25 protein-coding genes are annotated in these 22,577 nt (G+C 59.8%); 22 read left to right on the top strand and 3 right to left on the bottom strand.

Going from position 1 to position 22,577, the window contains the following annotated elements; translation table 11 throughout:
* Nucleotides 1-9 precede the first annotated feature (9 nt).
* From fliM to flhB, 7 genes are read left to right on the top strand one after another with little or no spacing between them, the layout of a single operon-like run.
* Entirely contained in the window at nt 10-981 is a 972-nt protein-coding gene (fliM, locus tag NA619_RS01950; protein WP_255959396.1) for a flagellar motor switch protein FliM, read from the top strand.
* A 40-nt stretch (nt 982-1,021) separates the two neighbouring features.
* The gene (fliN, locus tag NA619_RS01945; protein ID WP_255959394.1) at nt 1,022-1,492 is read left to right on the top strand and encodes a flagellar motor switch protein FliN; all 471 of its coding nucleotides are present in this window, start codon (nt 1,022-1,024) and stop codon (nt 1,490-1,492) included.
* Nucleotide 1,493: 1 nt separating this feature from the next.
* On the top strand, nt 1,494-1,913 hold the full coding sequence (gene fliO, locus NA619_RS01940; RefSeq protein WP_255959392.1) for a flagellar biosynthetic protein FliO: 420 nt from the start codon (nt 1,494-1,496) through the stop codon (nt 1,911-1,913).
* Nucleotides 1,913-2,689 (top strand): flagellar type III secretion system pore protein FliP, encoded by a 777-nt coding sequence (fliP, locus tag NA619_RS01935; protein ID WP_255959389.1) that lies wholly within the window; start codon nt 1,913-1,915, stop codon nt 2,687-2,689. The genes fliO and fliP overlap by 1 nt, the downstream gene beginning before the upstream one ends.
* Nucleotides 2,690-2,708: 19 nt before the next feature.
* Complete coding sequence (gene fliQ, locus NA619_RS01930) at nt 2,709-2,978, top strand: flagellar biosynthesis protein FliQ (protein ID WP_255959387.1); 270 nt, start codon at nt 2,709-2,711, stop codon at nt 2,976-2,978.
* Between the two features lie 36 nt (nt 2,979-3,014).
* Nucleotides 3,015-3,794: a flagellar biosynthetic protein FliR gene (gene fliR, locus NA619_RS01925; protein WP_255959385.1), complete on the top strand. Its 780-nt coding sequence runs from the start codon at nt 3,015-3,017 to the stop codon at nt 3,792-3,794.
* Nucleotides 3,795-3,830: 36 nt separating this feature from the next.
* On the top strand, nt 3,831-4,967 hold the full coding sequence (gene flhB / locus NA619_RS01920; RefSeq protein WP_255959383.1) for a flagellar biosynthesis protein FlhB: 1,137 nt from the start codon (nt 3,831-3,833) through the stop codon (nt 4,965-4,967).
* Nucleotides 4,968-5,158: 191 nt separating this feature from the next.
* On the opposite strand, the gene sodC is transcribed toward flhB, so the two are convergent.
* Complete coding sequence (sodC, locus tag NA619_RS01915) at nt 5,159-5,680, bottom strand: superoxide dismutase [Cu-Zn] SodC (protein WP_255959381.1); 522 nt, start codon at nt 5,678-5,680, stop codon at nt 5,159-5,161.
* Nucleotides 5,681-5,919: 239 nt separating this feature from the next.
* On the opposite strand from sodC, the gene flhA reads away from it, so the two are divergent.
* The 15 genes from flhA (at nt 5,920) to NA619_RS01840 (ending at nt 20,738) form a co-directional block, all read left to right on the top strand.
* A complete protein-coding gene (gene flhA, locus NA619_RS01910) occupies nt 5,920-8,040 on the top strand; it encodes a flagellar biosynthesis protein FlhA (RefSeq protein ID WP_255959379.1) in 2,121 nt (706 codons plus the stop codon).
* Nucleotides 8,041-8,056: 16 nt separating this feature from the next.
* The gene (gene flhF, locus NA619_RS01905; protein WP_255959377.1) at nt 8,057-9,331 is read left to right on the top strand and encodes a flagellar biosynthesis protein FlhF; all 1,275 of its coding nucleotides are present in this window, start codon (nt 8,057-8,059) and stop codon (nt 9,329-9,331) included.
* Between the two features lie 92 nt (nt 9,332-9,423).
* Complete coding sequence (fleN, locus tag NA619_RS01900; protein ID WP_255959375.1) at nt 9,424-10,251, top strand: flagellar synthesis regulator FleN; 828 nt, start codon at nt 9,424-9,426, stop codon at nt 10,249-10,251.
* 16 nt (nt 10,252-10,267) lie between these two features.
* The gene (gene fliA / locus NA619_RS01895; protein WP_255959373.1) at nt 10,268-10,993 is read left to right on the top strand and encodes an RNA polymerase sigma factor FliA; all 726 of its coding nucleotides are present in this window, start codon (nt 10,268-10,270) and stop codon (nt 10,991-10,993) included.
* A gap of 117 nt (nt 10,994-11,110) precedes the next feature.
* Complete coding sequence (locus NA619_RS01890; protein ID WP_172830728.1) at nt 11,111-11,485, top strand: chemotaxis response regulator CheY; 375 nt, start codon at nt 11,111-11,113, stop codon at nt 11,483-11,485.
* A gap of 23 nt (nt 11,486-11,508) precedes the next feature.
* Nucleotides 11,509-12,303 (top strand): protein phosphatase CheZ, encoded by a 795-nt coding sequence (locus NA619_RS01885; protein WP_255959371.1) that lies wholly within the window; start codon nt 11,509-11,511, stop codon nt 12,301-12,303.
* 12 nt (nt 12,304-12,315) lie between these two features.
* Nucleotides 12,316-14,508, top strand: coding sequence for a chemotaxis protein CheA (locus tag NA619_RS01880; protein WP_255959369.1), 2,193 nt, complete (start codon nt 12,316-12,318; stop codon nt 14,506-14,508).
* A gap of 47 nt (nt 14,509-14,555) precedes the next feature.
* Nucleotides 14,556-15,668 carry a protein-glutamate methylesterase/protein-glutamine glutaminase gene (locus tag NA619_RS01875; protein ID WP_255959368.1) on the top strand — a complete coding sequence of 371 codons (1,113 nt, stop codon included), beginning with the start codon at nt 14,556-14,558 and terminating at the stop codon, nt 15,666-15,668.
* On the top strand, nt 15,668-16,408 hold the full coding sequence (locus NA619_RS01870; protein ID WP_255959366.1) for a flagellar motor protein: 741 nt from the start codon (nt 15,668-15,670) through the stop codon (nt 16,406-16,408). Before NA619_RS01875 ends, NA619_RS01870 begins: the two co-directional genes overlap by 1 nt.
* 139 nt (nt 16,409-16,547) lie before the next feature.
* Nucleotides 16,548-17,375, top strand: coding sequence for a flagellar motor protein MotD (gene motD, locus NA619_RS01865; protein WP_255959363.1), 828 nt, complete (start codon nt 16,548-16,550; stop codon nt 17,373-17,375).
* Nucleotides 17,376-17,464: 89 nt separating this feature from the next.
* Nucleotides 17,465-18,253 carry a ParA family protein gene (locus tag NA619_RS01860; RefSeq protein ID WP_255959361.1) on the top strand — a complete coding sequence of 263 codons (789 nt, stop codon included), beginning with the start codon at nt 17,465-17,467 and terminating at the stop codon, nt 18,251-18,253.
* A gap of 86 nt (nt 18,254-18,339) precedes the next feature.
* Nucleotides 18,340-19,176 (top strand): CheW domain-containing protein, encoded by an 837-nt coding sequence (locus NA619_RS01855; RefSeq protein ID WP_255959359.1) that lies wholly within the window; start codon nt 18,340-18,342, stop codon nt 19,174-19,176.
* A gap of 85 nt (nt 19,177-19,261) precedes the next feature.
* Entirely contained in the window at nt 19,262-19,741 is a 480-nt protein-coding gene (locus tag NA619_RS01850) for a chemotaxis protein CheW (protein WP_122164264.1), read from the top strand.
* Nucleotides 19,742-19,744: 3 nt separating this feature from the next.
* Nucleotides 19,745-20,158: a DUF2802 domain-containing protein gene (locus NA619_RS01845; protein ID WP_255959357.1), complete on the top strand. Its 414-nt coding sequence runs from the start codon at nt 19,745-19,747 to the stop codon at nt 20,156-20,158.
* A gap of 139 nt (nt 20,159-20,297) precedes the next feature.
* The gene (locus tag NA619_RS01840) at nt 20,298-20,738 is read left to right on the top strand and encodes a rhodanese-like domain-containing protein (protein WP_255959356.1); all 441 of its coding nucleotides are present in this window, start codon (nt 20,298-20,300) and stop codon (nt 20,736-20,738) included.
* On the opposite strand, the gene NA619_RS01835 is transcribed toward NA619_RS01840, so the two are convergent.
* The gene (locus NA619_RS01835; protein ID WP_255959354.1) at nt 20,719-21,051 is read right to left on the bottom strand and encodes an EscU/YscU/HrcU family type III secretion system export apparatus switch protein; all 333 of its coding nucleotides are present in this window, start codon (nt 21,049-21,051) and stop codon (nt 20,719-20,721) included. The two genes, NA619_RS01840 and NA619_RS01835, sit on opposite strands and share 20 nt — an antisense overlap.
* Nucleotides 21,048-22,571 (bottom strand): flagellar hook-length control protein FliK, encoded by a 1,524-nt coding sequence (locus tag NA619_RS01830; protein ID WP_255959352.1) that lies wholly within the window; start codon nt 22,569-22,571, stop codon nt 21,048-21,050. Before NA619_RS01830 ends, NA619_RS01835 begins: the two co-directional genes overlap by 4 nt.
* Nucleotides 22,572-22,577 lie beyond the last annotated feature (6 nt).

The raw sequence follows: 22,577 nt of genomic DNA, 5'->3' as shown, positions 1-22,577 counted from the left end.
TCGTTGTAGATGGCTGTTCAAGACCTGCTCTCGCAAGACGAGATCGATGCGCTCCTGCATGGAGTCGACGACGGTCTGGTCGATACCGACAGCGACGCCGAACCGGGCAGCATCAAGAGTTACGACCTGACCAGCCAGGACCGTATCGTCCGCGGGCGTATGCCTACGCTGGAGATGGTCAACGAGCGTTTTGCCCGTTACACCCGTATCAGCATGTTCAACCTGCTGCGTCGCTCTGCTGATGTCTCGGTCGGCGGCGTTCAGGTGATGAAATTTGGCGAGTACGTCCACTCGCTGTATGTGCCGACCAGCCTAAATCTGGTCAAGATCAAGCCGCTGCGCGGCACTTCGTTGTTCATCCTAGACGCCAAACTGGTGTTCAAACTGGTGGACAACTTCTTTGGTGGCGACGGGCGCCACGCCAAGATCGAAGGGCGAGAGTTCACGCCCACCGAGCTGCGCGTGGTGCGGATGGTGCTGGATCAGGCCTTTGTCGATCTGAAGGAAGCCTGGCACGCAGTACTGGACGTCAACTTCGAGTACGTGCATTCGGAAGTGAACCCGGCCCTTGCCAACATCGTCAGCCCCAGCGAAGTGGTGGTGGTGTCCACCTTCCACATCGAGTTGGAAAGCGGTGGCGGGGATTTCCACGTGACCATGCCGTACTCGATGATCGAGCCGATCCGCGAAATGCTCGACGCCGGTTTCCAGTCGGACGTCAGCGATCAGGACGAGCGCTGGGTCAACGCGCTGCGTGAGGACGTGCTGGACGTAAAAGTGCCGCTCAGTTCGACGGTCGTGCGGCGTCAGCTCAAGCTGCGCGACATCCTGAACATGCAGCCGGGCGATGTTATTCCGGTGGAAATGCCAGACGACATGATCATGCGCGCCAACGGCATGCCGACCTTCAAGGTCAAGCTCGGGGCACACAAGGGCAACCTGGCCCTGCAGGTGGTCGAGTCGGTCATGCGGCCTCGTTGATTCAGCCCATATTCAATTACCAGCCGGTCGAGGATTAGCGATGGCAGACGATTACGAAAACACATCCCCTGAAGAGCAGGCGCTGGCCGATGAATGGGCTTCGGCACTGGCCGAGGCGGGTGATGCCGATCAGGACGATATCGACGCCCTGTTGAATCAAGGCCCGGCTTCGGCACCATCGCCGCCCCGCGCGCCGCTGGAAGAGTTTGGCAGTAGCCCCAAGGGCGCGCCGATTCAGGCCGGACTCGAAGGGCCGAATCTGGACGTGATTCTGGACATCCCGGTTTCGATCTCGATGGAGGTCGGAAGCACCGAGATCAGCATCCGTAATCTCTTGCAGCTCAACCAGGGCTCCGTAGTCGAACTCGACCGTCTTGCGGGCGAGCCGCTCGATGTACTGGTCAACGGCACCCTGATCGCCCACGGTGAAGTGGTGGTGGTGAACGAGAAGTTCGGCATTCGTTTGACGGACGTAATCAGTCCTAGCGAACGCATCAAGAAGTTGCGCTGATATGCGAATTCTGGCTTTCCTCCCGCTGCTGCTGGCCCTGCCGGCAGTGGCTGCCGAGCCCGCGGCAAACATGAGCAGTACCGGGATGGGCACGCAGATGACCAAGCTGCTGTTCGGCCTGTTGCTGGTGATCGGTCTGATCTTCGTGCTGGCCTGGCTGCTGCGGCGAATGCAGCAGATCAACCCGCGCAGCAATCAGGCGATCAAACTGATCTCCAGCCACGCGCTGGGCCCTCGCGATCGACTGGTGCTGGTGCAGGTCGGAAGTGAGCAGGTGCTGCTTGGGTTGAGTGCTGGTCGCATTACACCGCTGCATGTACTCAAGGAGCCGGTGCATCTGCCGGACGCCGAGCCTGCCAATCCGGAGTTTGCCCAGCGCCTGATGGAGCTGCTTGGCCGGGACCAGAAGGACAAGCCCTGATGCTTCGATTGTTGCTGGCGGTCCTGCTGGTGCTGGCCGCTCCGTTTGCCGTGGGTCAGGACGCCGGTGGGCTGATCATGCAGGGTGACAATCCGCTGTCGATACCGGCGATCACTCTGAGCACCGACGCCGAAGGGCAGCAGGAATATTCGGTCAGCCTTCAGATTTTGCTGATCATGACCGCGCTTAGCTTTATCCCGGCGTTCGTCATGCTGATGACCAGCTTCACGCGGATCATCATCGTGTTTTCCATCCTGCGGCAGGCGCTGGGCCTGCAGCAAACTCCGTCTAACCAGATTCTCGTCGGGCTGACCATTTTTCTGACGCTGTTCATCATGGCCCCGGTGTTCGAGCGGATTAACAATGAGGCCGTCCAGCCCTATCTGAACGAGCAGTTATCCGCGCCGGATGCGATTGCTCGGGCGGAGGTCCCACTGAAGAACTTCATGCTGGCGCAGACCCGCGAAAGCGACCTGGAGCTGTTCGTACGCCTGTCTCGCCGGACCGATATCCTTACGCCGGATGCCGCGCCGCTGACCATTCTGGTTCCCGCATTCGTCACCTCCGAGCTGAAAACGGCGTTCCAGATCGGCTTCATGATCTTCATTCCGTTCCTGATCATCGACATGGTCGTTGCCAGCGTACTGATGGCGATGGGCATGATGATGCTTTCGCCGCTGATCATTTCGCTGCCGTTCAAGATCATGCTGTTCGTGCTGGTCGATGGCTGGGGCCTGATCATCGGTACGCTCGCCAGCAGTTTCGGCACGCTTTAGCGGAGCAAGGGAGACACGCATGACACCCGAAGTCGCGGTTGATCTGTTTCGTGAAAGCCTCTGGATGACGGCCATGATCGTCGGTGTGCTGGTGGTGCCGAGCCTGCTGGTCGGTCTGGTCGTGGCGATGTTTCAGGCGGCTACCCAGATCAACGAGCAGACACTGAGCTTTCTGCCGCGCCTGCTGGTGATGCTGATGACGCTGATCTGGGCCGGACCCTGGCTGGTCCGCGAGCTGATGGAGTACACCGAAGGCCTGATTCAGAACATCCCGATGATCATCGGGTAACGATCATGACCCTTTTCTTGCGCAGGGCACGCGCCAGTGCTTGATCTCAGCGATGCGCAGATTGGCGGCTGGGTTGCGCAGTTTCTGTTGCCCCTGTTTCGCATCGCGGCATTGCTGATGAGCATGCCGATCATCGGGACTCAACTGGTGCCGATGCGGGTTCGCTTGTACCTGGCGGTCGCGATCGCCGTAGTGTTGGTCCCGGGGTTGCCGCCTGTACCAGTGGTGGACGCGCTGAGCGCGCAGGCGCTGGTGCTGATTGCCGAGCAGATCCTGGTCGGGGTGATGCTGGGGTTCGTGCTTCAGCTGTTCTTTCAGGTGTTCATCGTCTCGGGGCAGCTACTTGCCATGCAGATGGGGTTGGGCTTTGCATCGATGATCGATCCGGCTAACGGCGTCTCGGTGCCAGTGATTGGCCAATTCTTCAACATGCTGGTGATCCTGCTGTTTTTCGCCATCAACGGGCATCTCGTCGTGCTGGAGATTCTCACTGAAAGCTTCACCACGCTGCCGATTGGCGGCTGGCTGGTCGGCACCAATCACTTCTGGGAAGTCGCTGGCAAACTTGGCTGGGTGCTGGGCGCCGGGTTGTTGTTGGTGTTGCCGGCGATCACTGCGTTGCTTGTGGTCAACGTGGCCTTTGGCCTGATGACGCGCGCGGCACCGCAGTTGAATATTTTCTCGATCGGCTTTCCGCTCACACTGGTGCTTGGCCTGATCATCGTATGGATCGGGATGGCCGACATCCTTGCCCAGTACCAGATTTTCGTCAGCGAAGCGCTGGCGATGCTGCGCGAGCTGATCGGTCTACGCTGATGCCTATACCTTCCTTACTGCTGCCGGAGGCCAACCATGGCTGAGAGCGAAAGTGGCGCCGACAAAAGCGAGGAACCCACCGAGAAACGTATTCGCGAATCGCGGGAGAAGGGCCAGCTGGCTCGCTCCAAAGAGCTGAATACGGTGGCGGTGACGCTTGGTGGTATCGGCGGGTTGCTCGCTTCGGGCGGCAGCCTGGCGGGCAGTCTGATGGCGATGATGCAGGGTGGTTTCGAGCTGAGCCGCGAAACCGTGCTCGACGAATCGGCCATGGTACGGCTGTTGATGAGCAGCGGCATGATCGCGCTTGAAGCCATCATGCCGCTGCTCATCGTGCTCCTGATCGTGTCCATCATCGGGCCGATATCCCTCGGCGGCTGGCTGTTCTCGGCCAAGTCAATGGCGCCCAAGTTCAGCCGCATGAACCCTGGTCCTGGCTTGAAGCGGATGTTCTCAACTCATGCACTGGTGGAGCTGCTCAAGGCATTAGGCAAGTTTCTGGTAGTCCTCGCGGTGGCGCTGGCAGTACTCAGTGCCTATCAGGATGACCTTCTCTCTATCGCCAAGCAGCCTCTAGATCTGGCCATCATGCACAGCGCCGAGGTGGTGGGCTGGTGCGCTTTGTGGATGGCCTGCGGGCTGATTCTCATCGCCGTCGCCGACGTGCCCTTCCAGCTCTGGAGTAACAAGCAGAAGCTGATGATGACCAAGCAGGAAGTACGCGACGAATACAAGGACAGCGAGGGCAAGCCCGAGGTCAAGTCGCGGATCCGGCAGCTGCAACGCGACGCGGCTCAGCGCCGGATGATGCAGGCCGTGCCGGAGGCCGATGTGGTCATCACCAACCCGACCCACTTCGCCGTGGCGCTGAAATACGACGGCAGCAAGGGCGGAGCGCCAATGTTGGTGGCCAAGGGTGGCGACTTCGTTGCGTTGAAGATCCGCGAAATCGCCAATGAGCATCAGGTTACCGTGCTCGAATCGCCGGCTCTGGCGCGGGCGGTGTACTACTCGACTGAACTGGATCGGGAAATCCCGGCGGGGCTGTATCTCGCAGTGGCGCAGGTGCTGGCCTATGTCTATCAGCTGCGCCAGTATCGAACCGGTAAAGGCAAGCGCCCCGACCCTCTGAACAATCTGCCGATTCCGCCAGACCTTCGCAGGGATGAGTGAAAGGCGCTAGAGCGTTATGCAGTCGTCATAACGGCGGATGAATAAATCGTCGCTGCGGTCAGGAAGTGGTAGAGCGGGGCGGGACAGTCCGCTCCGCATAAACGGCAGGGCAGGGCTAAACCCACTGCGTGCGAATCAGTCGCACGCTACCCCGCCCGTTAACCGCCCACGTTTTCATCGGTACGCCCGATTTACTCGATCAGACCACAGGCAACCCGAGCGCCCCCGCCACCGAGCGGCTCAGGGTGGTCGGAGTGGTTATCACCGCCCTTGTGGACCATCAATGCCAGGCCCTTGATGTCGCCAAGGCTTTTCAGGCGTGGCGCCAGAACAGGTTGAGCGGCTTTGCCGTCGCTGCCAACCATCAGTGCCGGGAGATCACCCATGTGGCCGTCGCCCCACGGCTCGTCGTGCTTGCCGGTGTTCTTTGGATCCCAATGGCCACCTGCTGCCCCCGCGGGAACTGGCTTGCCGTCCTTGTCCTCGGGGCCACAGCTGCCCTTGGCATGGATGTGGAAGCCGTGGGTGCCGGGTTCGAGGCCTGACAGCTCGGGGCGGAAGACCAGCCCGTATTCGTTGGTTTCGATCTTGACCGTGCCAACGGATTCGCCAACGCCTTGGGCGTTTACCGAATTGACCTTCACGTTCAGCGTTTCGGCCTGTACGCCGAGTACCGTGCAGCCGGCAATTGCCGCGATGATCCACTGTTTCATGGGTAGCTCCTGTGACTGTTCATGGCGGTCGCGCCACCAGATGAGTTGTCGGGCGATCGAGCCGCCACGACGACGCCTCTCGTGAGACTACCCGGGGTGCCGTCGGTTCGTAATCGACGTGGTCGGCACTCGTCCGACGCGTCTGCGCAGCACTGTTTCAAAGTTGGACCCCTTCTTGCTATAGCCCTGGCAGGACGCTTTCTTGCGTCAATTCTTTGGTTCTGTCTGTCGGGGTCTACGTGGATCGCACGCAACTCATCAATATGCGCAATGGCCTGACGGGCGCAGGGCGCGGCAACCTCGGCGTGCCACTGCTGTTGCTCGTGATGATGGGCATGATGATGTTGTCGGTGCCGCCGTTCCTTCTGGATCTGCTGTTTACCTTCAACATCGCTCTGTCGATCGTCGTTCTGCTGGTCAGCGTATACGCGCTGCGCCCGCTGGACTTTGCCGTGTTCCCGACGATCCTGCTGGTGGCAACCCTGATGCGTCTGGCGCTGAACGTGGCGTCGACGCGGGTTGTATTGATCAACGGTCACGAGGGCGGCTCGGCTGCCGGCCATGTGATCGAAGCCTTCGGTAACGTGGTAATCGGCGGCAACTACGTCGTCGGTATCGTGGTGTTCGCGATCCTGATGATCATCAACTTCGTGGTGGTGACCAAGGGCGCTGGGCGTATTTCGGAAGTCAGTGCACGATTCACGCTTGACGCGATGCCCGGCAAGCAGATGGCGATCGACGCCGACCTCAACGCCGGATTGATCGATCAATCCGAAGCCAAGCTGCGCCGTGTCGAAGTTGCCTCCGAAGCGGACTTCTACGGCTCCATGGACGGTGCCAGCAAGTTCGTGCGCGGCGATGCCATTGCCGGCCTGCTGATCCTGTTCATCAACCTGATTGGTGGCGTCGGCATTGGTATGGTTCAGCATGGGATGAGCTTCAGTGAAGCCGGCCAGGTATATGCACTGCTGACCATCGGTGACGGCCTCGTCGCTCAGATCCCGTCGCTGTTGCTGTCGACCGCTGCAGCCATCATGGTGACCCGCGTCACCAGCTCCGAAGACATGGGCCAGCAAATCAACCGTCAGATGTTCGCATCGCCGAAAGCACTGGCGGTTTCGGCAGGCATCATGATCGCCATGGGCCTGGTACCTGGCATGCCCCACATGTCCTTTCTTGGTCTCGGTGGTGCCGCCGCTGGCGCTGCATACTGGATATGGCACCGTCAGAAGCAGGTCAAGCAGCAAGCCGAGCAGGAGGTGCAGAAGCAGCAGGAGCTACTCCCTGCACAGCGCACCGCTGAAACCAAAGAGCTGGGCTGGGATGACGTCACGCCCGTGGATATGGTCGGTCTGGAGGTCGGTTATCGGCTGATCCCGCTGGTAGACCGCAATCAGGGTGGCCAGCTGCTGGCGCGGATCAAGGGTGTACGCAAGAAGCTGTCGCAGGATCTCGGCTTCCTGATGCCGTCGGTTCACATTCGCGACAACCTCGATCTTCTGCCCAACGCCTATCGCTTGACGCTGATGGGGGTGAGCCTCGCCGAGGCCGAGGTCTATCCGGATCGCGAGCTGGCGATCAACCCGGGTCAGGTTTTCGGCCCGCTCAACGGAATCGCCGCCAAGGACCCGGCATTCGGTCTGGAAGCCGTGTGGATCGAGGCCAGCCAGCGAGATCAGGCACAGTCGCTCGGCTATACGGTGGTCGATGCTAGCACCGTGGTCGCGACGCACCTGAACCAGGTCCTCCACAAGCATGCGCACGAGCTGCTTGGTCATGAAGAAGTCCAGCAGCTGATGCAGCTGCTAGCCAAAAGCTCGCCAAAGCTGGCCGAAGAGCTGGTGCCCGGGATGATTTCGCTGTCGACGCTGCTGAAGGTGCTGCAGGCATTGCTTCAGGAGCAGGTGCCGGTACGTGACATCCGCACCATCGCCGAGGCCATCGCCAACGTAGCTGCCAAGAGTCAAGATCCCGCCGCGATGGTGGCTGCGGTACGCGTGGCACTGTGCCGCGCAATCGTGCAAAACGTTGTGGGGCTTGAGCCGCAGCTGCCTGTGATCACCCTTGAGCCAAGGTTGGAACAGATATTGCTCAACAGTCTTCAGAAGGCAGGACAAGGTTCGGAAGATGGCATTCTTCTCGAGCCGGGAATGGCCGAGAAATTGCAACGTTCTCTGGTAGATGCGGCACAGCGTCAAGAAATGATGGGTAAGCCAGCGATTCTGCTGGTGGCAGGTCCGGTCCGCGCGATGTTGTCGCGATTCGCCAGACTGGCAGTCCCCAACATTCATGTCCTGGCCTATCAGGAAATACCGGATAACAAGCAGGTCACCATCGTTTCGACGGTGGGTCAGAATTAACTGAGGGTAACAGGCCATGCAGGTCAAACGTTTCTTCGCAGCCGACATGCGTATCGCCATGAAGATGATTCGTGACGAGCTGGGCGCCGATGCCGTGATTACGGGTAACCGTCGTGTTGCCGGCGGCGTAGAGCTGACCGCTGTGCTTGATTACCCGATGGAGCCGGTAGCGGCCAAGCAGCCGAATGCGGAGCTTGAAGCCGAACTGCGCAAGACCCAGGCCCGTATCGCCAGTGCCCACGCTGAAGTGAGTGCGCCGGCGCGCAGTGCGGCTGGTCAGGATCGCCAGCTGAGCCCTGAGAAGCCTGCCGCAGCGCCAGCTCCGACGCAGAATTCATCGTTCGACTCCTCGCGTGCCGTCGAAGCGATGCAGTCGGAATTGCAGGGTTTGCGTGAGCTGATCGAAGTCCAGCTTGGCTCGATTGCCTGGGGCCATGAGCAGAGCCGTCGTCCTCAGCAAGCCGGCCTCTGGCGTCGCTTGCAGCGCATCGGTCTGCCGGCCGAACTGTCCCGCGCATTGCTGGAAAAGGTTTCCACCGTATCCGAGCCCCGTCAGGCCTGGCGCATGGTGCTCGCATACCTTGCGCAGTCGATCAAGGTCACCAAGGTTGAGCCGCTGGACGAGGGCGGTGTGATTGCCCTGGTCGGCCCGGCTGGTGCTGGCAAGACCACCACGCTAGCCAAGCTGGCTGCTCGCTACGTGCTCAAGCACGGCCCGCAGAGCATTGCGCTGGCCAGCATGGACAACTACCGCATTGGTGCTCAGGAGCAGCTCAAGACCCTGGGTCGTATTCTTGACGTGCCGGTGATTCAGATCGATCCAACCCAGCCGCTGAGCAAGTCGCTGGAATCGGTAGCCCGCAAGCGCCTGATTCTTGTCGATACTGCCGGCTTGCCAGCAAGCGACCCGATGATGCGCATACAGCTCGAAGCACTGGCAGAGCGGGGCATCCGGGCGAAGAACTATCTGGTGCTGCCGGCTACCAGCCAGAGCCAGGTGCTCAAGGCGACTTGGCATCACTATCGTCCGTGCGGGTTGGCGGGCTGCATTCTGACTAAACTGGATGAGGCTGGAAGCCTCGGTGATGTGCTTGGCCTGACCATCAGTCAGCATTTGCCCATCGCTTACCTCGCCGACGGTCCGCGAATCCCGGACGATCTGCATTTGCCGCGCAGTCACCAACTGGTCAGCCGTGCAGTGAGCTTGCAAACCGAGGAGAATCCCAGCGAGGAAACCATGGCCGACATGTTTGCCGGTCTGTACAACGGTTCCTCTCGGAAAGCCGGATGAACGCTTTGCTCCGTGACAGGTACAAAGAAGACGCGTTCTGGCTGAACGCATCGATAGCCCTAGGGCTCAAGCAAGAGATAGGCGTGTAGAAAATGGGTATTCATCCCGTACAGGTTATTGCAGTGACTGGCGGCAAGGGCGGTGTTGGCAAGACGAACGTGTCGGTCAATCTGTCCCTGGCCCTGGCCGAACTCGGACGCCGGGTCGTGCTGCTGGATGCCGACCTCGGTCTGGCCAACGTCGACGTGCTGCTGGGTCTGACGACCAAGCGCACCTTGGCTGACGTTATCGCTGGCGAGTGCGATCTGCGTGACGTTCTTATTCCAGGGCCCGGCGGCATTCGCGTCGTGCCGGCAGCTTCCGGCACCCAAAGCATGGTGCAGCTATCCACCCTGCAACACTCAGGGTTGATCCAGGCATTCAGTGATATCGGCAACGACATCGACGTGCTGATCATCGATACCGCGGCGGGCATTGGTGACGGTGTCGTGAGCTTCGTGCGTGCTGCTCAGGAAGTGCTGCTCGTGGTTACCGATGAGCCAACCTCGATCACCGATGCATACGCGCTGATCAAGTTGCTCAATCGCGATTACGGCATCAGCCGCTTCCGCGTACTGGCGAACATGGCGCATGCGCCGCAGGAAGGCCGCAACTTGTTCGCGAAATTGACTAAGGTGACAGAACGCTTCCTCGACGTTGCGTTGCAATACGTCGGCGCCATTCCGTACGACGAGGCGGTGCGCAAGGCGGTGCAGAAACAGCGCGCCGTGTATGAGGCCTATCCGCGCGCCAAGTGCTCGCTGGCATTCAAGGCCATCGCACAGAAAGTTGACACCTGGCCGCTGCCGGCATCGCCACGCGGTCATTTGGAGTTCTTTGTGGAGCGCCTGGTCAGGCCCGCCGCAGAGCCTAACCAATAAGCGGGCTGGAATCGGTATGTATAACAGCAAAGCTCAGGCTAAAGACTCGCAGTACCAGCTCATCGACCAGTACGCACCCTTGGTCAAGCGAATCGCCTATCACCTCCTGGCGCGTTTGCCGGCGAGCGTGCAGGTCGACGATCTGATGCAGGCCGGCATGATCGGCTTGCTGGAGGCGTCAAAGAAATACGACGCAGGCAAAGGGGCGAGTTTCGAGACCTATGCAGGTATCCGTATTCGCGGCGCGATGCTCGACGAGGTCCGCAAGGGTGACTGGGCACCGCGCTCCGTGCATCGCAATTCACGCATGGTCAGCGAGGCAATTCGAGCAATCGAAGCTAAAACCGGTCGAGACGCTAAAGATCAGGAAGTTGCGGCCGAACTTAAATTGAGTCTCGATGAGTACTACGGCATTCTGGGCGACACCCTGGGTAGCCGCCTGTTCAGCTTCGATGATTTGCTGCAGGAAGGTGAGCACGGTGAATTCGACGAGGATGCTGCCAGCACCCATCCGGAACCGTCCCGCGATCTTGAGGACGAGCGCTTTCAGCAGGCGCTGGCCGAGGCCATCAGCAACCTGCCTGAACGTGAAAAACTGGTGCTTTCGCTGTATTACGACGAAGAGTTGAATTTGAAGGAAATCGGCCAGGTACTCGGTGTCAGCGAGTCACGGGTCAGTCAGTTGCACAGTCAGTGCGCAGCACGTCTGCGGGCTCGGCTTGGTGAGTGGCGGGCCCGATAACGGCAGGTTTTGCAAAAAGCATTAGAGGCCGCTTACGAGCTTCATCCATGAGGCCCGCAACAGACCGTGAGCAGGTTCTGAGATTCGTGATTTACGGAGGTGTACTTGGACAAGAACATGAAAATCCTCATCGTCGACGACTTTTCGACCATGAGACGGATCATCAAGAACCTCTTGCGCGATCTGGGATTTACCAACACTGCCGAAGCAGATGACGGCACCACCGCGCTGCCAATGCTCAAGAGCGGCAGTTTCGATTTCCTCGTCACCGACTGGAACATGCCCGGCATGAGCGGCATCGACCTGCTGCGCGCAGTACGTGCCGATGAACGCCTGAAGCATCTTCCGGTGCTGATGGTTACCGCTGAAGCCAAGCGCGATCAGATCATCGAAGCGGCGCAGGCTGGCGTTAACGGATACGTGGTCAAGCCATTCACGGCTCAAGTGCTCAAAGAGAAGATCGAAAAGATCTTCGAGCGCGTCAACGGCTGAAGCAGTACCGCCGCGAGGGCACTATGACGCAACCAGACCAAAGCCTGGCAGAGTTCGAAGCAACTCTGAAGGCTCACGCACCCCAATTGATTGAAAGTCTGCAACAGGGTCGTTTCGACGAAGCGACGCAGATGTTCAATGAGCTCAATCAAGCGCGCAATCACGGGATTTACCTGGAAGTTGGCAAGCTCACCCGTGAGCTGCACAACGCCATCGTGAAGCTCGAGATGGATACCTGTGCCACCGGGGGTGATCCGTCACCGATCACCGATGCGACTGATCGGCTGTCGTACGTGGTGGAGATGACCGAGAAAGCGGCCAACCGCACCATGGACCTGGTTGAAGAATCGGCGCCCCTGGTCAATTACGTGAGTTACGAGGCGCAGAGCCTCACTGCCGATTGGCAGCGTTTCATGCGTCGTGACATGAACGCGGAGCAGTTCCGTGATTTGGTCAAACGCATCGATCAGTTTCTGCAGCGCACCATGAACGATGGCACCCAGCTATCGCAGAATCTCAGCGAAATCATGCTGGCTCAGGACTTTCAGGATCTGACCGGGCAGGTGATCAAGCGGGTAACCCGTCTGATCACCGAACTCGAAAGCAATCTGCTCAATCTTGTGCTTATGGCCGGCCAGGTAGACCGCGTAGCGGGTATCCAGCACGACCGCGACGCAATGCGCGCCGAGCAGGAAAAGAAAAAACAAGAAAAAGAACCTTCCAACGGTGAAGGTCCGCAGATGCATGCCGATATACGTGAGGATGTCGTATCCGGGCAAGACGATGTCGATGATCTGCTTTCGAGCCTGGGCTTTTAGGGGAAGGTGAATATGAGCTTCGACGCCGATGAAGAAATCCTCCAGGACTTCCTGGTAGAGGCCGGCGAGATTCTCGAACTATTGTCAGAGCAACTGGTGGAGCTGGAAAGCAGCCCCGACGACACAGCGTTGCTCAATGCGATTTTTCGCGGTTTCCACACGGTCAAAGGCGGTGCCGGTTTTCTCCAGCTGCATGAGCTGGTCGAATGCTGCCACATTGCCGAAAACGTCTTCGACATCCTGCGCAAGGGTGAGCGTCGCGTCGACTCGGAGTTGATGGATGTCGTGCTGCAGGCACTGGATTCCGTCAACGAAATGTTCACCCAGGTGCGTGAGCGTACAGCGGTGACACCGGCTACTCCGGAATTGCTGGCTGCGCTGGCTCGTCTGGCCGAACCGGCAGGGGCAGACTCTGTCGTTGAAACCATTGCCGAGCCTGAGCCTGAAGTGGCGTCGGCTGACAATGAATTCGAACAGTTTCTTGGCGCGCTGGACCAGTCCGCCGAGACCTCGGCTGCTGGTACTGCTGACGAGATCACTGACGACGAGTTCGAGTCGCTGCTTGATCAGCTCCACGGTAAGGGGCAGTTCGCTGCCGACGCGGCTCCAGCACCTGCTGCAAGCAACGCGGTAGTGGCCGACAAGTCAGCCGGCGACGAGATTACCGACGACGAGTTCGAGGCATTGCTCGATCAGCTCCATGGCAAGGGTCAGTTCGTTGAACCGGCTGCCGCTGCGCCAGCTCCCACTGCAGCCGCTGAGAGGCCTGCTGGTGCAGGTGGCGATGAAATCAGCGATGACGAATTCGAAGCACTGCTTGATCAGCTGCATGGCAAAGGCAAGTTCGAGCCTGAGGTGGCCGCTCCTGTAGCCGCTGCATCGGAGCCCGCTCCAAAGCCTGTGCAGGCTCCTCCTGCGAAAAAGGCCGCTGTAGCCAAACCTGCCGCAGCGCCTGTGCCGAGCAAGGCGGTTGCCGCGCCCGCAAAAGCGGATGCATCGTCCAAGGCCGCTCCGCCGCCTGAGAAGCCGGCGAGCGAAGCCGAGACAACTGTCCGAGTCGACACCGCGCGCCTCGATGAAATCATGAACATGGTTGGCGAACTGGTGCTCGTGCGTAATCGCCTGGTGCGTCTGGGTTCCAACAGCGCCGATGAAGCCATGGCCAAAGCGGTGTCGAACCTCGATGTAGTGACAGCCGACTTGCAGAGCGCCGTCATGAAGACGCGCATGCAACCGATCAAGAAGGTGTTCGGCCGCTTCCCGCGCCTGGTTCGCGATTTGGCCCGCAGCCTCAAGAAAGAAATCAATCTGGAATTGGTCGGCGAAGAAACCGACCTGGACAAGAACCTCGTCGAAGCCTTGGCTGATCCGCTGGTGCACTTGGTGCGCAACGCGGTCGACCACGGTATCGAAACGCCGGAAGAGCGCGAAGCGGCGGGTAAGCCGCGTACGGGGCGAGTCGTATTGTCAGCCGAGCAGGAAGGCGACCACATCCTGTTGCTGATCACCGATGACGGCAAAGGCATGGACGCAGACGTCCTGCGCGCCAAGGCGGTCGAAAAGGGCTTGCTGGACAAAGATGCTGCCGATCGTCTGAGCGACCTGGATTCCTACAACCTGATCTTTGCGCCGGGTTTTTCGACCAAAACCGAGATTTCCGACGTATCCGGCCGCGGCGTTGGCATGGACGTCGTCAAGACCAAGATTTCGCAGCTCAACGGCACGGTCAACGTGTTCTCTAACAAGGGTCAGGGTTCGCGCGTCGTCATCAAGGTGCCGCTCACGTTGGCAATCATGCCGACCCTGATGGTGATGCTGGGCAATCAGGCTTTTGCCTTCCCGCTGGTCAGCGTCAACGAGATCTTTCACCTCGACCTGTCGCGTACCAATGTGGTGGACGGTCAGGAAGTGGTCATCGTCCGCGACAAGGCGCTGCCGTTGTTCTATCTCAAGCGCTGGCTGGTGCAGGGCGCCGAACATGAGGAGCAAGGCGAAGGCCATGTGGTGATCCTGAACGTCGGCAATCAGAGCATCGGCTTCGTCGTCGATCAGCTGGTTGGGCAGGAAGAGGTCGTGATCAAGCCGTTGGGCAAGATGCTGCAGGGCACCCCGGGCATGTCCGGCGCGACCATTACCGGCGATGGGCGTATAGCCCTGATCCTGGACGTCCCGAGCATGCTCAAGCGGTACGCACGCCGGATCTGATCAGTAGCAAGCGGTTTTAAACGGACCGCTGTCGCTAGGAGTGTTTTATGGCAGTCAAGGTCCTGGTGGTGGACGATTCCGGCTTCTTCCGCCGCCGTGTTTCGGAGATTCTTTCCTCAGATCCCAATATTCAGGTGATTGGCACCGCTACCAACGGGCGTGAGGCAATCGACCAGGCGCTGGCGCTGAAACCGGACGTCATCACCATGGACTATGAGATGCCGATGATGGATGGCATCACGGCGGTCCGGCAGATCATGCAGCGGTGTCCGACACCGGTGCTGATGTTCTCTTCGCTTACTCACGAAGGCGCGCGGGTTACGCTCGATGCGCTTGACGCCGGCGCAGTCGACTTTCTGCCGAAGAATTTCGAGGACATCTCGCGCAACCCGAACAAGGTCAAGCAACTGCTCTGCGAGAAAATTCATACTATCTCGCGCAGCAATCGGCGCTTCAGCAGCACAGCCAGTTCACCTGCCACGGCGCCGGCAGCTCCGGCATATGGGGCACGTCCGGCCAGTAGTGCTCCGGCTGCTACACCCGCTGCTCGGTCCACTGCACCGGCACATTCCGCGCCCGTGCCAGCGCCCCGGCGCAAGTCATATAAGTTGGTGGCCATTGGTACTTCGACCGGCGGCCCAGTAGCGCTTCAACGCGTACTGACGCAACTGCCTGGCAATTTCCCGGCGCCCATCGTGCTCATTCAACATATGCCGGCTGCCTTCACCAAAGCTTTCGCTGAGCGCCTGGACAAACTGTGCAAGATCAGCGTCAAGGAAGCCGAAGACGGTGACCTGTTGCGTCCCGGCCTCGCGCTGCTGGCCCCGGGCGGTAAGCAGATGATGGTCGATGGACGTGGCGCAGTGCGGATCCTGCCGGGGGATGAGCGACTCAATTATCGACCCTGTGTAGACGTCACCTTTGGCTCTGCTGCCAAGGCGTTCGGCGACAAGGTGCTTGCGGTCGTGCTGACCGGAATGGGTGCCGATGGTCGTGAAGGGGCGCGCATGCTCAAGCAGAGCGGAAGCCAGGTATGGGCGCAGGATGAAGCCAGCTGCGTGATCTACGGCATGCCGATGGCGGTTGTGAAAGCCAATCTCAGCGACGCGGTTTACGGGCTCGACGACATCGGCCGGCATTTGAGTGAGGCGTGCCTCTGATGGATGTGCTCAGCCTTATCGGGCTGGTTCTCGCGTTCGTTGCGATCGTCGGAGGTAACTTTCTCGAGGGCGGCCATGTTTCCGCGCTATTGAATGGGCCAGCGGCATTAATCGTGCTCGGCGGTACGCTCGGGGCAGTCCTGCTGCAGACCCCCATGGCTGTTTTCATGCGTGCCATGTCGGTCGTGAGCTGGATACTGTTCCCGCCGCCGATCGACATGACCCGTGGCATCAGCCTGGTTACGGGCTGGAGCGCCACGGCGCGCAAGGAAGGGTTGCTGGGGCTCGAGCCTATTGCCGAGACCGAACCTGATCCCTACGCCCGCAAGGGCCTGCAGTTGCTGGTCGATGGTGCCGAGCCAGAGGTGATCCGCAGTATTCTCGAGGTGGACCTGTATACCCAGGAAACCCGTGATCTGCGTGCGGCAAAGGTGTTCGAAAGCATGGGCGGCTATTCGCCGACCGTAGGCATCATCGGCGCCGTGATGGGCCTGATTCACGTAATGGGCAATCTTGCTGACCCTAGTCAACTCGGAAGTGGTATTGCCGTTGCGTTCGTAGCCACTATCTACGGTGTGGCTTTCGCGAACCTGCTGGTGCTGCCGATGGGCAACAAGCTCAAAAGCGTGGTGCAGAAGCAGACGGCCTATCGTGAAATGCTGCTCGAAGGCGTTCTATCGATTGCCGAGGGTGAGAACCCTCGCTCGATCGAAATGAAGCTCCAGGGCTTCATCGATTAACTGACGGAATGCCAACGGCGCCATCGCCGCTGCGGTCCTGGGAACGAACATGGTAAAGGCTCAAGTCACAACTGCCGTCCGCCCAGGGTCTGTCACGCCGTGCTGCTTGAGCTGCGCGCAAAACCCCGGAGGCTTCTGAATGGGCCGCCGTCGCACTCATGAGGAGCCGGAAAACCACGAGCGCTGGCTGGTTTCCTACGCGGACTTCATCACGTTGCTGTTTGCCTTCTTCGTGGTGATGTATTCGATCTCTTCGCTCAATGAAGGCAAGTACAAGATCCTGTCGGATTCGCTGGTAGGCGTGTTCAGCCAGGTCGACCGTGCGGTCAAGCCGATACCGATTGGAGAAGAACGACCTCGAACCACTCAGCCCGATATCTCGCAGGTTGACGAGCCACTGTCATCGCAGGACCCCATCGATCCGCTGCAAAGCATCATGCAAAGCATGCAGCAGGCCTTTGCCGACCTCATCGACTCGAAACAGATCACGGTGCGTGGTAACGAACTCTGGGTCGAGATCGAGCTGAATTCGAGCCTGCTCTTCCCCAGCGGGGATGCGCTGCCGAACAATCATGCGTTCGATCTGCTGGAAAAAGTCGCCGGGATTCTGGCACCGTTCGATAACCCGATACACGTGGAAGGCTTTACCGACAACCTGCCCATTAATACCGACAAGTTTCCAACCAACTGGGAGCTCTCTGCGGCCCGCGCAGGCAGTGTGGTGCGCATGCTGGCGGCCGATGGTGTCGATCCGTCCCGCTTGGCCGCAGTGGGCTATGGAGAATTTCAGCCCATTGCCGATAACGCTACTGCAGAGGGAAGGGCGCGTAACCGGCGGGTGATTCTCGTCATATCCCGCAACCTGGATGTACGCCGCAGTGTCAGCGGGGTTGGTAGCGGAAATGCGCGAGCGGTGGACGGGACGGTTCAATCTGGCACACAACGTGCTGTTCCTTCTCCTCGTTAGGCACCGAACGCGGTGTCGTCAATTCTCCGTCGTCGGCGCTGCCGGCACGGCCGTTCCCGGTCTGGTTCAATCCGGATGGAAAGAGAGTTATGAGAGTCTGGGCTGTTGCCAATCAAAAAGGCGGGGTGGGTAAGACCACGACCTCCATTGCGCTTGCGGGCTTGCTGGCTGATGCCGGCAAACGGGTCGTCGCGCTCGATCTCGACCCCCATGGCTCGATGACGAGCTATTTCGGACATGATCCCGATAACCTCGAGCACAGCGTCTTCGACCTGTTTCAGCATCAGGGCGTGGTGCCTGAAGGCCTGCCCAGGCAATTGCTGTTGCCGACCAGTCATGAGCGTCTTTCGTTGCTGCCGTCGAGCACCATCCTGGCGACGCTGGAGCGCCAATCGCCCGGGCAGAACGGGCTGGGCCTGGTCATCGCCAAAAGCCTGTCGCAACTCTGGCAGGATTTCGATTACGCGATTATCGACAGCCCCCCATTGCTTGGCGTGTTGATGGTCAACGCGTTGGCGGCCAGCCAGCAGTTGGTCATCCCTGTGCAAACCGAATTTCTGGCGATGAAGGGATTGGAGCGGATGGTCAGCACGCTGAAAATGATCAACCGGTCCCGTCGCCAGGCGTTGCCTTACACCATAGTGCCGACCATGTTCGACCGGCGTACGCAGGCATCGATGAACACGCTCAAGGTGTTGCGCAACGGCTACCAGGAGCATCTCTGGCAGGCATTCATACCGATCGACACTCGCTTGCGTGATGCAAGTCGCGCAGGTGTCACGCCGTCCCAGCATGATCCGAACAGCCGCGGTGTGCTGGCATATCGCGCGCTGCTCAAGACCCTTCTGGCTGCACAAGCCTCGCCGCAGGTGGCCTGAATGACGACGTACGGGCATCTCCGTGGTTCAAGTTCGGCGTTGTTGCGGCCGATAGCCTATCCAGTGGGTTCGCACGAGTTGGTTTCATGAGCCGTACCGTTCTTAAAGAAAGCCGTTCACAACAGACGTTGCAGTCGTATCTCGACGCGCTTTTGCAGGATGCTGTCATTGGGCTGACCGAGTCGGTCAGTCACGACGAGTTCCAGGCAGCTGTGCTCGAGGAGCAGCAGCGCGACGTTCAGCGCGTGGTTCCGATGCTTCAGGTCGTCATGCCTGAGCCCGAGCCTGCACCCGAGCCGATGATCGCGCCAATAGTGGTCGAGCCGGAGGTATTGCTTGAGCTGCCGCCGGAGCTGCCGCCACAAGCGCCACCCGTGCCGGTCGAGCCGATTGCTGACTTCGTATCCCAGGACCAGACGCCTGGTGGACCGCCTGCCCGAATGAACAGCCAGCCCGAATGGGGCGAGGAGCCGTTCGAGTGCTTGCTGTTCGACGTGGCCGGCCTCACCTTGGCCGTGCCGCTGGTAAGCCTCGGTTCGATCTATCCGCTTGCCGGACATGATCTGACGCCGCTGTTTGGCCAGCCTTCCTGGTTCCTCGGCATACTGCCGAGTCAGGCTGGCAACCTGAAGGTGCTGGATACCGCGCGGTGGGTCATGGCTGAACGGTATCGCGATGATTTCCGAGATGGTCTTCAATACGTGATATCGGTACAGGGGTATGAATGGGGGCTGGCGGTACATCAAGTCAGTCGCTCGATTCGATTGGACCCCAAGGAAGTGAAATGGCGCTCGCAGCGCTCGCAGCGGCCATGGCTGGCCGGCACGGTGATCGACCATATGTGCGCGCTGGTAGACGTGGCTGCGCTTGCTGAGCTCATAGCCAGCGGCGCAACGCGTCATCTCAAGGGCGTGCCGTCGTAACGAATTGAACAATCACAGGGGCACGCAAGCGCCCCGAGCAATCGATAGAATCGACCGCCATCGCGGTACATGAAGAGGTGGGGCTATGAAGATGACTTCCGCACAGGGTTCCGATGATCCGGTCCTGCAGTGGGTAACCTTCCGTCTGGACAACGAGACCTATGGCATCAATGTGATGCAGGTTCAGGAAGTGTTGCGCTATACCGAAATCGCACCGGTGCCGGGTGCGCCCAGCTATGTGCTTGGCATCATCAACCTGCGTGGCAACGTGGTCACCGTGATCGACACGCGTCAACGGTTCGGACTGGAAACCGCGCCTGTGTCGGACAATACCCGTATCGTGATTATCGAAGCGGATCGCCAGGTCGTCGGCATTCTGGTCGATAGCGTGGCCGAGGTTGTTTATCTCCGCCAGTCAGAGATCGAGACAGCCCCTAACGTCGGTAACGACGAGTCGGCCAAGTTCATCCAGGGCGTATGCAACAAGAACAACGAGCTGCTGATTCTTGTCGAACTGGACAAGATGATGAGCGAAGAAGAATGGGCGGAACTTGAGAGCATCTGAGTCATGATTGCGTCGCTGGTGGCTGCGGTCGTCGTGCTTGCGCTGTGCTGCCTGGGACTGCTCGGCTGCTGCATCTGGCTGTTTAGGCGCCAGCGACAGCAAGCCGAGCTGCAAGCGCGTGAAAACGCCGCTCGCGACGAGCGAATCAAGGTGCTGGCCGCTCGGCTGGACACCTACCTCAAAGGCAGTGTGCGCATGGGCAAGGAGCTGCACGAGCTGTCTCGCGTCGTATCGCCGCTGCCGGACAAATTCAGCAAGCTGGAGCAACGCGATCCGAACAATTTCGTGTTCTCCCAGGCTGCCAAACTGGTCGGTATGGGTGCCAGCGTTGATGATCTGACGCAATCTTGTGGCCTGTCCCAGTCGGAAGCTGAACTGATGCGCAAACTGCATCAGGGGCGCCGCAAGCCGGACTAGCCTCCGCCTCATATCCTTTCGGCATCTCGGCGCTGCCCGCTGGTCAGTGCAGGGAACATTACAATCATTAATCCCTCCAATCTGGACAAGGCTTCGCCATGTCCGGTGCTCGCCTGTGCCTGTGAGCAAGGAGGATGTGATGCTGCGCATTCTGATGCTGTGTCTGTTGGCAAGTCCCGCTTGGCTTAATGCGGCTGAAGCACCCGTTGAGATTGATGGTGCGATGACCATCAGCGTCTCCCAAGCCAAGCAACTCCATGAGCTTGGCGCGGTGTTCGTCGACGTTCGTCCCCGACGCGAATGGGCATGGGGACATGTAGAGGGTGCGGTGAACATGGATCTGGCGCACGAGTTCTTTGGCCTTTCCCGTTCGGAGTGGCCAAGAAGCGTCCCGCTCGTGGTGTATTGCGACAGTGAAGTCTGTCCGGCCAGCGCCGAGGCGGTTCGGCTCGCGGTCCAGTGGGGATACCAGCAGGTGTTCTATTTCCGCCAAGGCTATTTCGCGTGGATGCTGGCGGACTTGCCGCAGCAGAAAGCTCAGCTAAAAGATGTCGCTACGCTTAATGCCTGGGTGCATTGAGCCGCGGGATGTCGGGCATGTCCGGTGTCGTTTGGCGATCGGTAAAGCCGGGTGGGCATTTGCCTTTCAAGTACCAGGCGAAGGCGATGATCTCGGCGATGGTGCGGTAAAGCGCCTCGGGGATCGCATCACCCAATTCCAGGCGTGCCAATAGCTTGACGAGCTCGGCGTTTTCATAGATGGGTACATCGTGCTCGCGGGCGATGGCCAAAATAGCTTCGGCCAGCTCGTCGTCGCCCTTGGCAGACAGGGTGGGCGTGGTCACCCCGTCATAGGTCAGTGCGATGGCCTGGCGTGGTGGGTTGGCGCTCATGCGGTTTCATCCACGAATCGTTGGTCTAGGGAAGTCCTGGGCCCCTGGGGAGGCGTGCCTTGTCGGCAAGCCAGTTCGCCCACGTTCAACCCGGCTGTGACCAGTCGCTGGCGCAGGTGATCGAGTTCTGCCGCGATCAGCGCAGCGGTGCGGCTGTTCTCAGCCCAAATCTGGCTCGACAGGCTGCCCTGTAGCAGCTGCGCTTGTACCTGAAGTGGGCCGAGAGGCGCGACATCGAAGGCGAGTTCGACCTTCCAGAGTGTTTCGGTTTTCTCCTTGCGATTTTGCTGGGCCTCTTCTTCGCGCTGGAATTTTACCTGTAGCGGGACGATGTCTCGCTGGTCGCGCATTGGCACCTCTATCTGCCAGGTCGTCACCTGCGTACCGTCCGGGTTGGTTTGGGTCTGGGCAAGGCTCGATAGCTGGTGAGTTTGCAGGCGCGATACCGCGGCCGCAGCGAGCTTCAGTATCAACTCCAGATCAGCTTCCTCATCGGCACCGGAAAGCAACCGTCCCGGCAGTGGAAAGCTCTGAGCCTGTTGCCGAATGTTCGGCTGCCCCAGCGCGCCAAGCGCGTTGCGGGCGAAAGCAGGTAAGGCCTGACCCAGCGCAGCGCCTGCTTGAGCGGCAGCCATTTGCCCGCCGCCCGGAAGGCCCGGCAGTTGAGCAATCAGGCGAAGCAGGGAGGCTTTCATATCGGCGGGCAGGTTGTCCGCTTCGCCGCTGAGCAGACCGCTCTCGAGGAACACACCGCTCCTGGCCAATGCTTGTGCGAGGACCTTGGCGTCGCCGAGTTTCTGCATGTCCGGGATCAGGCCAAGCAGTCGTTCAGCTGCACCGCGCAGTTGTTCAGGCACGGCATTGCCAGAACCAAGCGCGCCAAGCAAACCCTCCATCGATCCCTGTCGGCTGTGCTGTGCGGTCAGCTGCTGGCCCAGCAGGAGCTGATCGAGCCGACCACTGAGCGGCATGAACGCTAACGATTGATCACCCTGAACGCGCGCTGTTATCAGGCTGCCCGGCGCAAGAGGCATGGCCGATTCGACGTTGAGCTTCTGTCCGGCCAGCGGCGAGTTGAGCAGGCTGATTACGACCTTGAACAGGATCTTTCCATCCTGCTGGACCTGCTGACTGGCGGTAACCTTGCCTTGCACCACACTGCCTACTGGCAACTGAGACAGGTCGATGCTGCTCTGCGGCTGTCTACTGCCGGCTTGCAGTGCGGCCAGCAGACGGGTGTCGGATACGGCCGTGATCAGCATGGCCGCACCTGGTGCAGCGGCGCGGGGACTGCTGGTTTCGACGGTCGCCTGCCTGCCGTTGGCAAGAGTCAGGCGCAGCGTCAGCTGAAAGCTCTGCAGTGCCTCTTTGATGCTGACAACTTCAGCCTCGGCGCTTTCTCCGGCCAGCAACAGCCCCTGCATCGGTTGCAGCAGTTTCAACGCCAGATCAGCCGCCGCCGCTGCCGGGCGAGACGGTCCGGAGGCGGGGATTGCCGGAGTGCTTTTGATCTCGGTCATCTTACT

Source organism: Stutzerimonas stutzeri, from assembly GCF_024448895.1.
GTDB lineage: Bacteria > Pseudomonadota > Gammaproteobacteria > Pseudomonadales > Pseudomonadaceae > Stutzerimonas > Stutzerimonas stutzeri_Q.
This window is presented reverse-complemented; position numbering and strand designations above follow the sequence as displayed.

Bases quoted from the DNA above. Each gene is read 5' to 3' on its own strand.
- fliM (WP_255959396.1), top strand. From the start codon at position 10: ATGGCTGTTCAAGACCTGCTCTCGCAAGACGAGATCGATGCGCTCCTG.
- fliN (WP_255959394.1), top strand. From the start codon at position 1,022: ATGGCAGACGATTACGAAAACACATCCCCTGAAGAGCAGGCGCTGGCC.
- fliO (WP_255959392.1), top strand. From the start codon at position 1,494: ATGCGAATTCTGGCTTTCCTCCCGCTGCTGCTGGCCCTGCCGGCAGTG.
- fliP (WP_255959389.1), top strand. From the start codon at position 1,913: ATGCTTCGATTGTTGCTGGCGGTCCTGCTGGTGCTGGCCGCTCCGTTT.
- fliQ (WP_255959387.1), top strand. From the start codon at position 2,709: ATGACACCCGAAGTCGCGGTTGATCTGTTTCGTGAAAGCCTCTGGATG.
- flhB (WP_255959383.1), top strand. From the start codon at position 3,831: ATGGCTGAGAGCGAAAGTGGCGCCGACAAAAGCGAGGAACCCACCGAG.
- sodC (WP_255959381.1), bottom strand. From the start codon at position 5,680: ATGAAACAGTGGATCATCGCGGCAATTGCCGGCTGCACGGTACTCGGC.
- flhF (WP_255959377.1), top strand. From the start codon at position 8,057: ATGCAGGTCAAACGTTTCTTCGCAGCCGACATGCGTATCGCCATGAAG.
- fleN (WP_255959375.1), top strand. From the start codon at position 9,424: ATGGGTATTCATCCCGTACAGGTTATTGCAGTGACTGGCGGCAAGGGC.
- fliA (WP_255959373.1), top strand. From the start codon at position 10,268: ATGTATAACAGCAAAGCTCAGGCTAAAGACTCGCAGTACCAGCTCATC.
- NA619_RS01890 (WP_172830728.1), top strand. From the start codon at position 11,111: ATGAAAATCCTCATCGTCGACGACTTTTCGACCATGAGACGGATCATC.
- NA619_RS01885 (WP_255959371.1), top strand. From the start codon at position 11,509: ATGACGCAACCAGACCAAAGCCTGGCAGAGTTCGAAGCAACTCTGAAG.
- NA619_RS01880 (WP_255959369.1), top strand. From the start codon at position 12,316: ATGAGCTTCGACGCCGATGAAGAAATCCTCCAGGACTTCCTGGTAGAG.
- NA619_RS01875 (WP_255959368.1), top strand. From the start codon at position 14,556: ATGGCAGTCAAGGTCCTGGTGGTGGACGATTCCGGCTTCTTCCGCCGC.
- NA619_RS01870 (WP_255959366.1), top strand. From the start codon at position 15,668: ATGGATGTGCTCAGCCTTATCGGGCTGGTTCTCGCGTTCGTTGCGATC.
- motD (WP_255959363.1), top strand. From the start codon at position 16,548: ATGGGCCGCCGTCGCACTCATGAGGAGCCGGAAAACCACGAGCGCTGG.
- NA619_RS01860 (WP_255959361.1), top strand. From the start codon at position 17,465: ATGAGAGTCTGGGCTGTTGCCAATCAAAAAGGCGGGGTGGGTAAGACC.
- NA619_RS01855 (WP_255959359.1), top strand. From the start codon at position 18,340: ATGAGCCGTACCGTTCTTAAAGAAAGCCGTTCACAACAGACGTTGCAG.
- NA619_RS01850 (WP_122164264.1), top strand. From the start codon at position 19,262: ATGAAGATGACTTCCGCACAGGGTTCCGATGATCCGGTCCTGCAGTGG.
- NA619_RS01845 (WP_255959357.1), top strand. From the start codon at position 19,745: ATGATTGCGTCGCTGGTGGCTGCGGTCGTCGTGCTTGCGCTGTGCTGC.
- NA619_RS01840 (WP_255959356.1), top strand. From the start codon at position 20,298: ATGCTGCGCATTCTGATGCTGTGTCTGTTGGCAAGTCCCGCTTGGCTT.
- NA619_RS01835 (WP_255959354.1), bottom strand. From the start codon at position 21,051: ATGAGCGCCAACCCACCACGCCAGGCCATCGCACTGACCTATGACGGG.
- NA619_RS01830 (WP_255959352.1), bottom strand. From the start codon at position 22,571: ATGACCGAGATCAAAAGCACTCCGGCAATCCCCGCCTCCGGACCGTCT.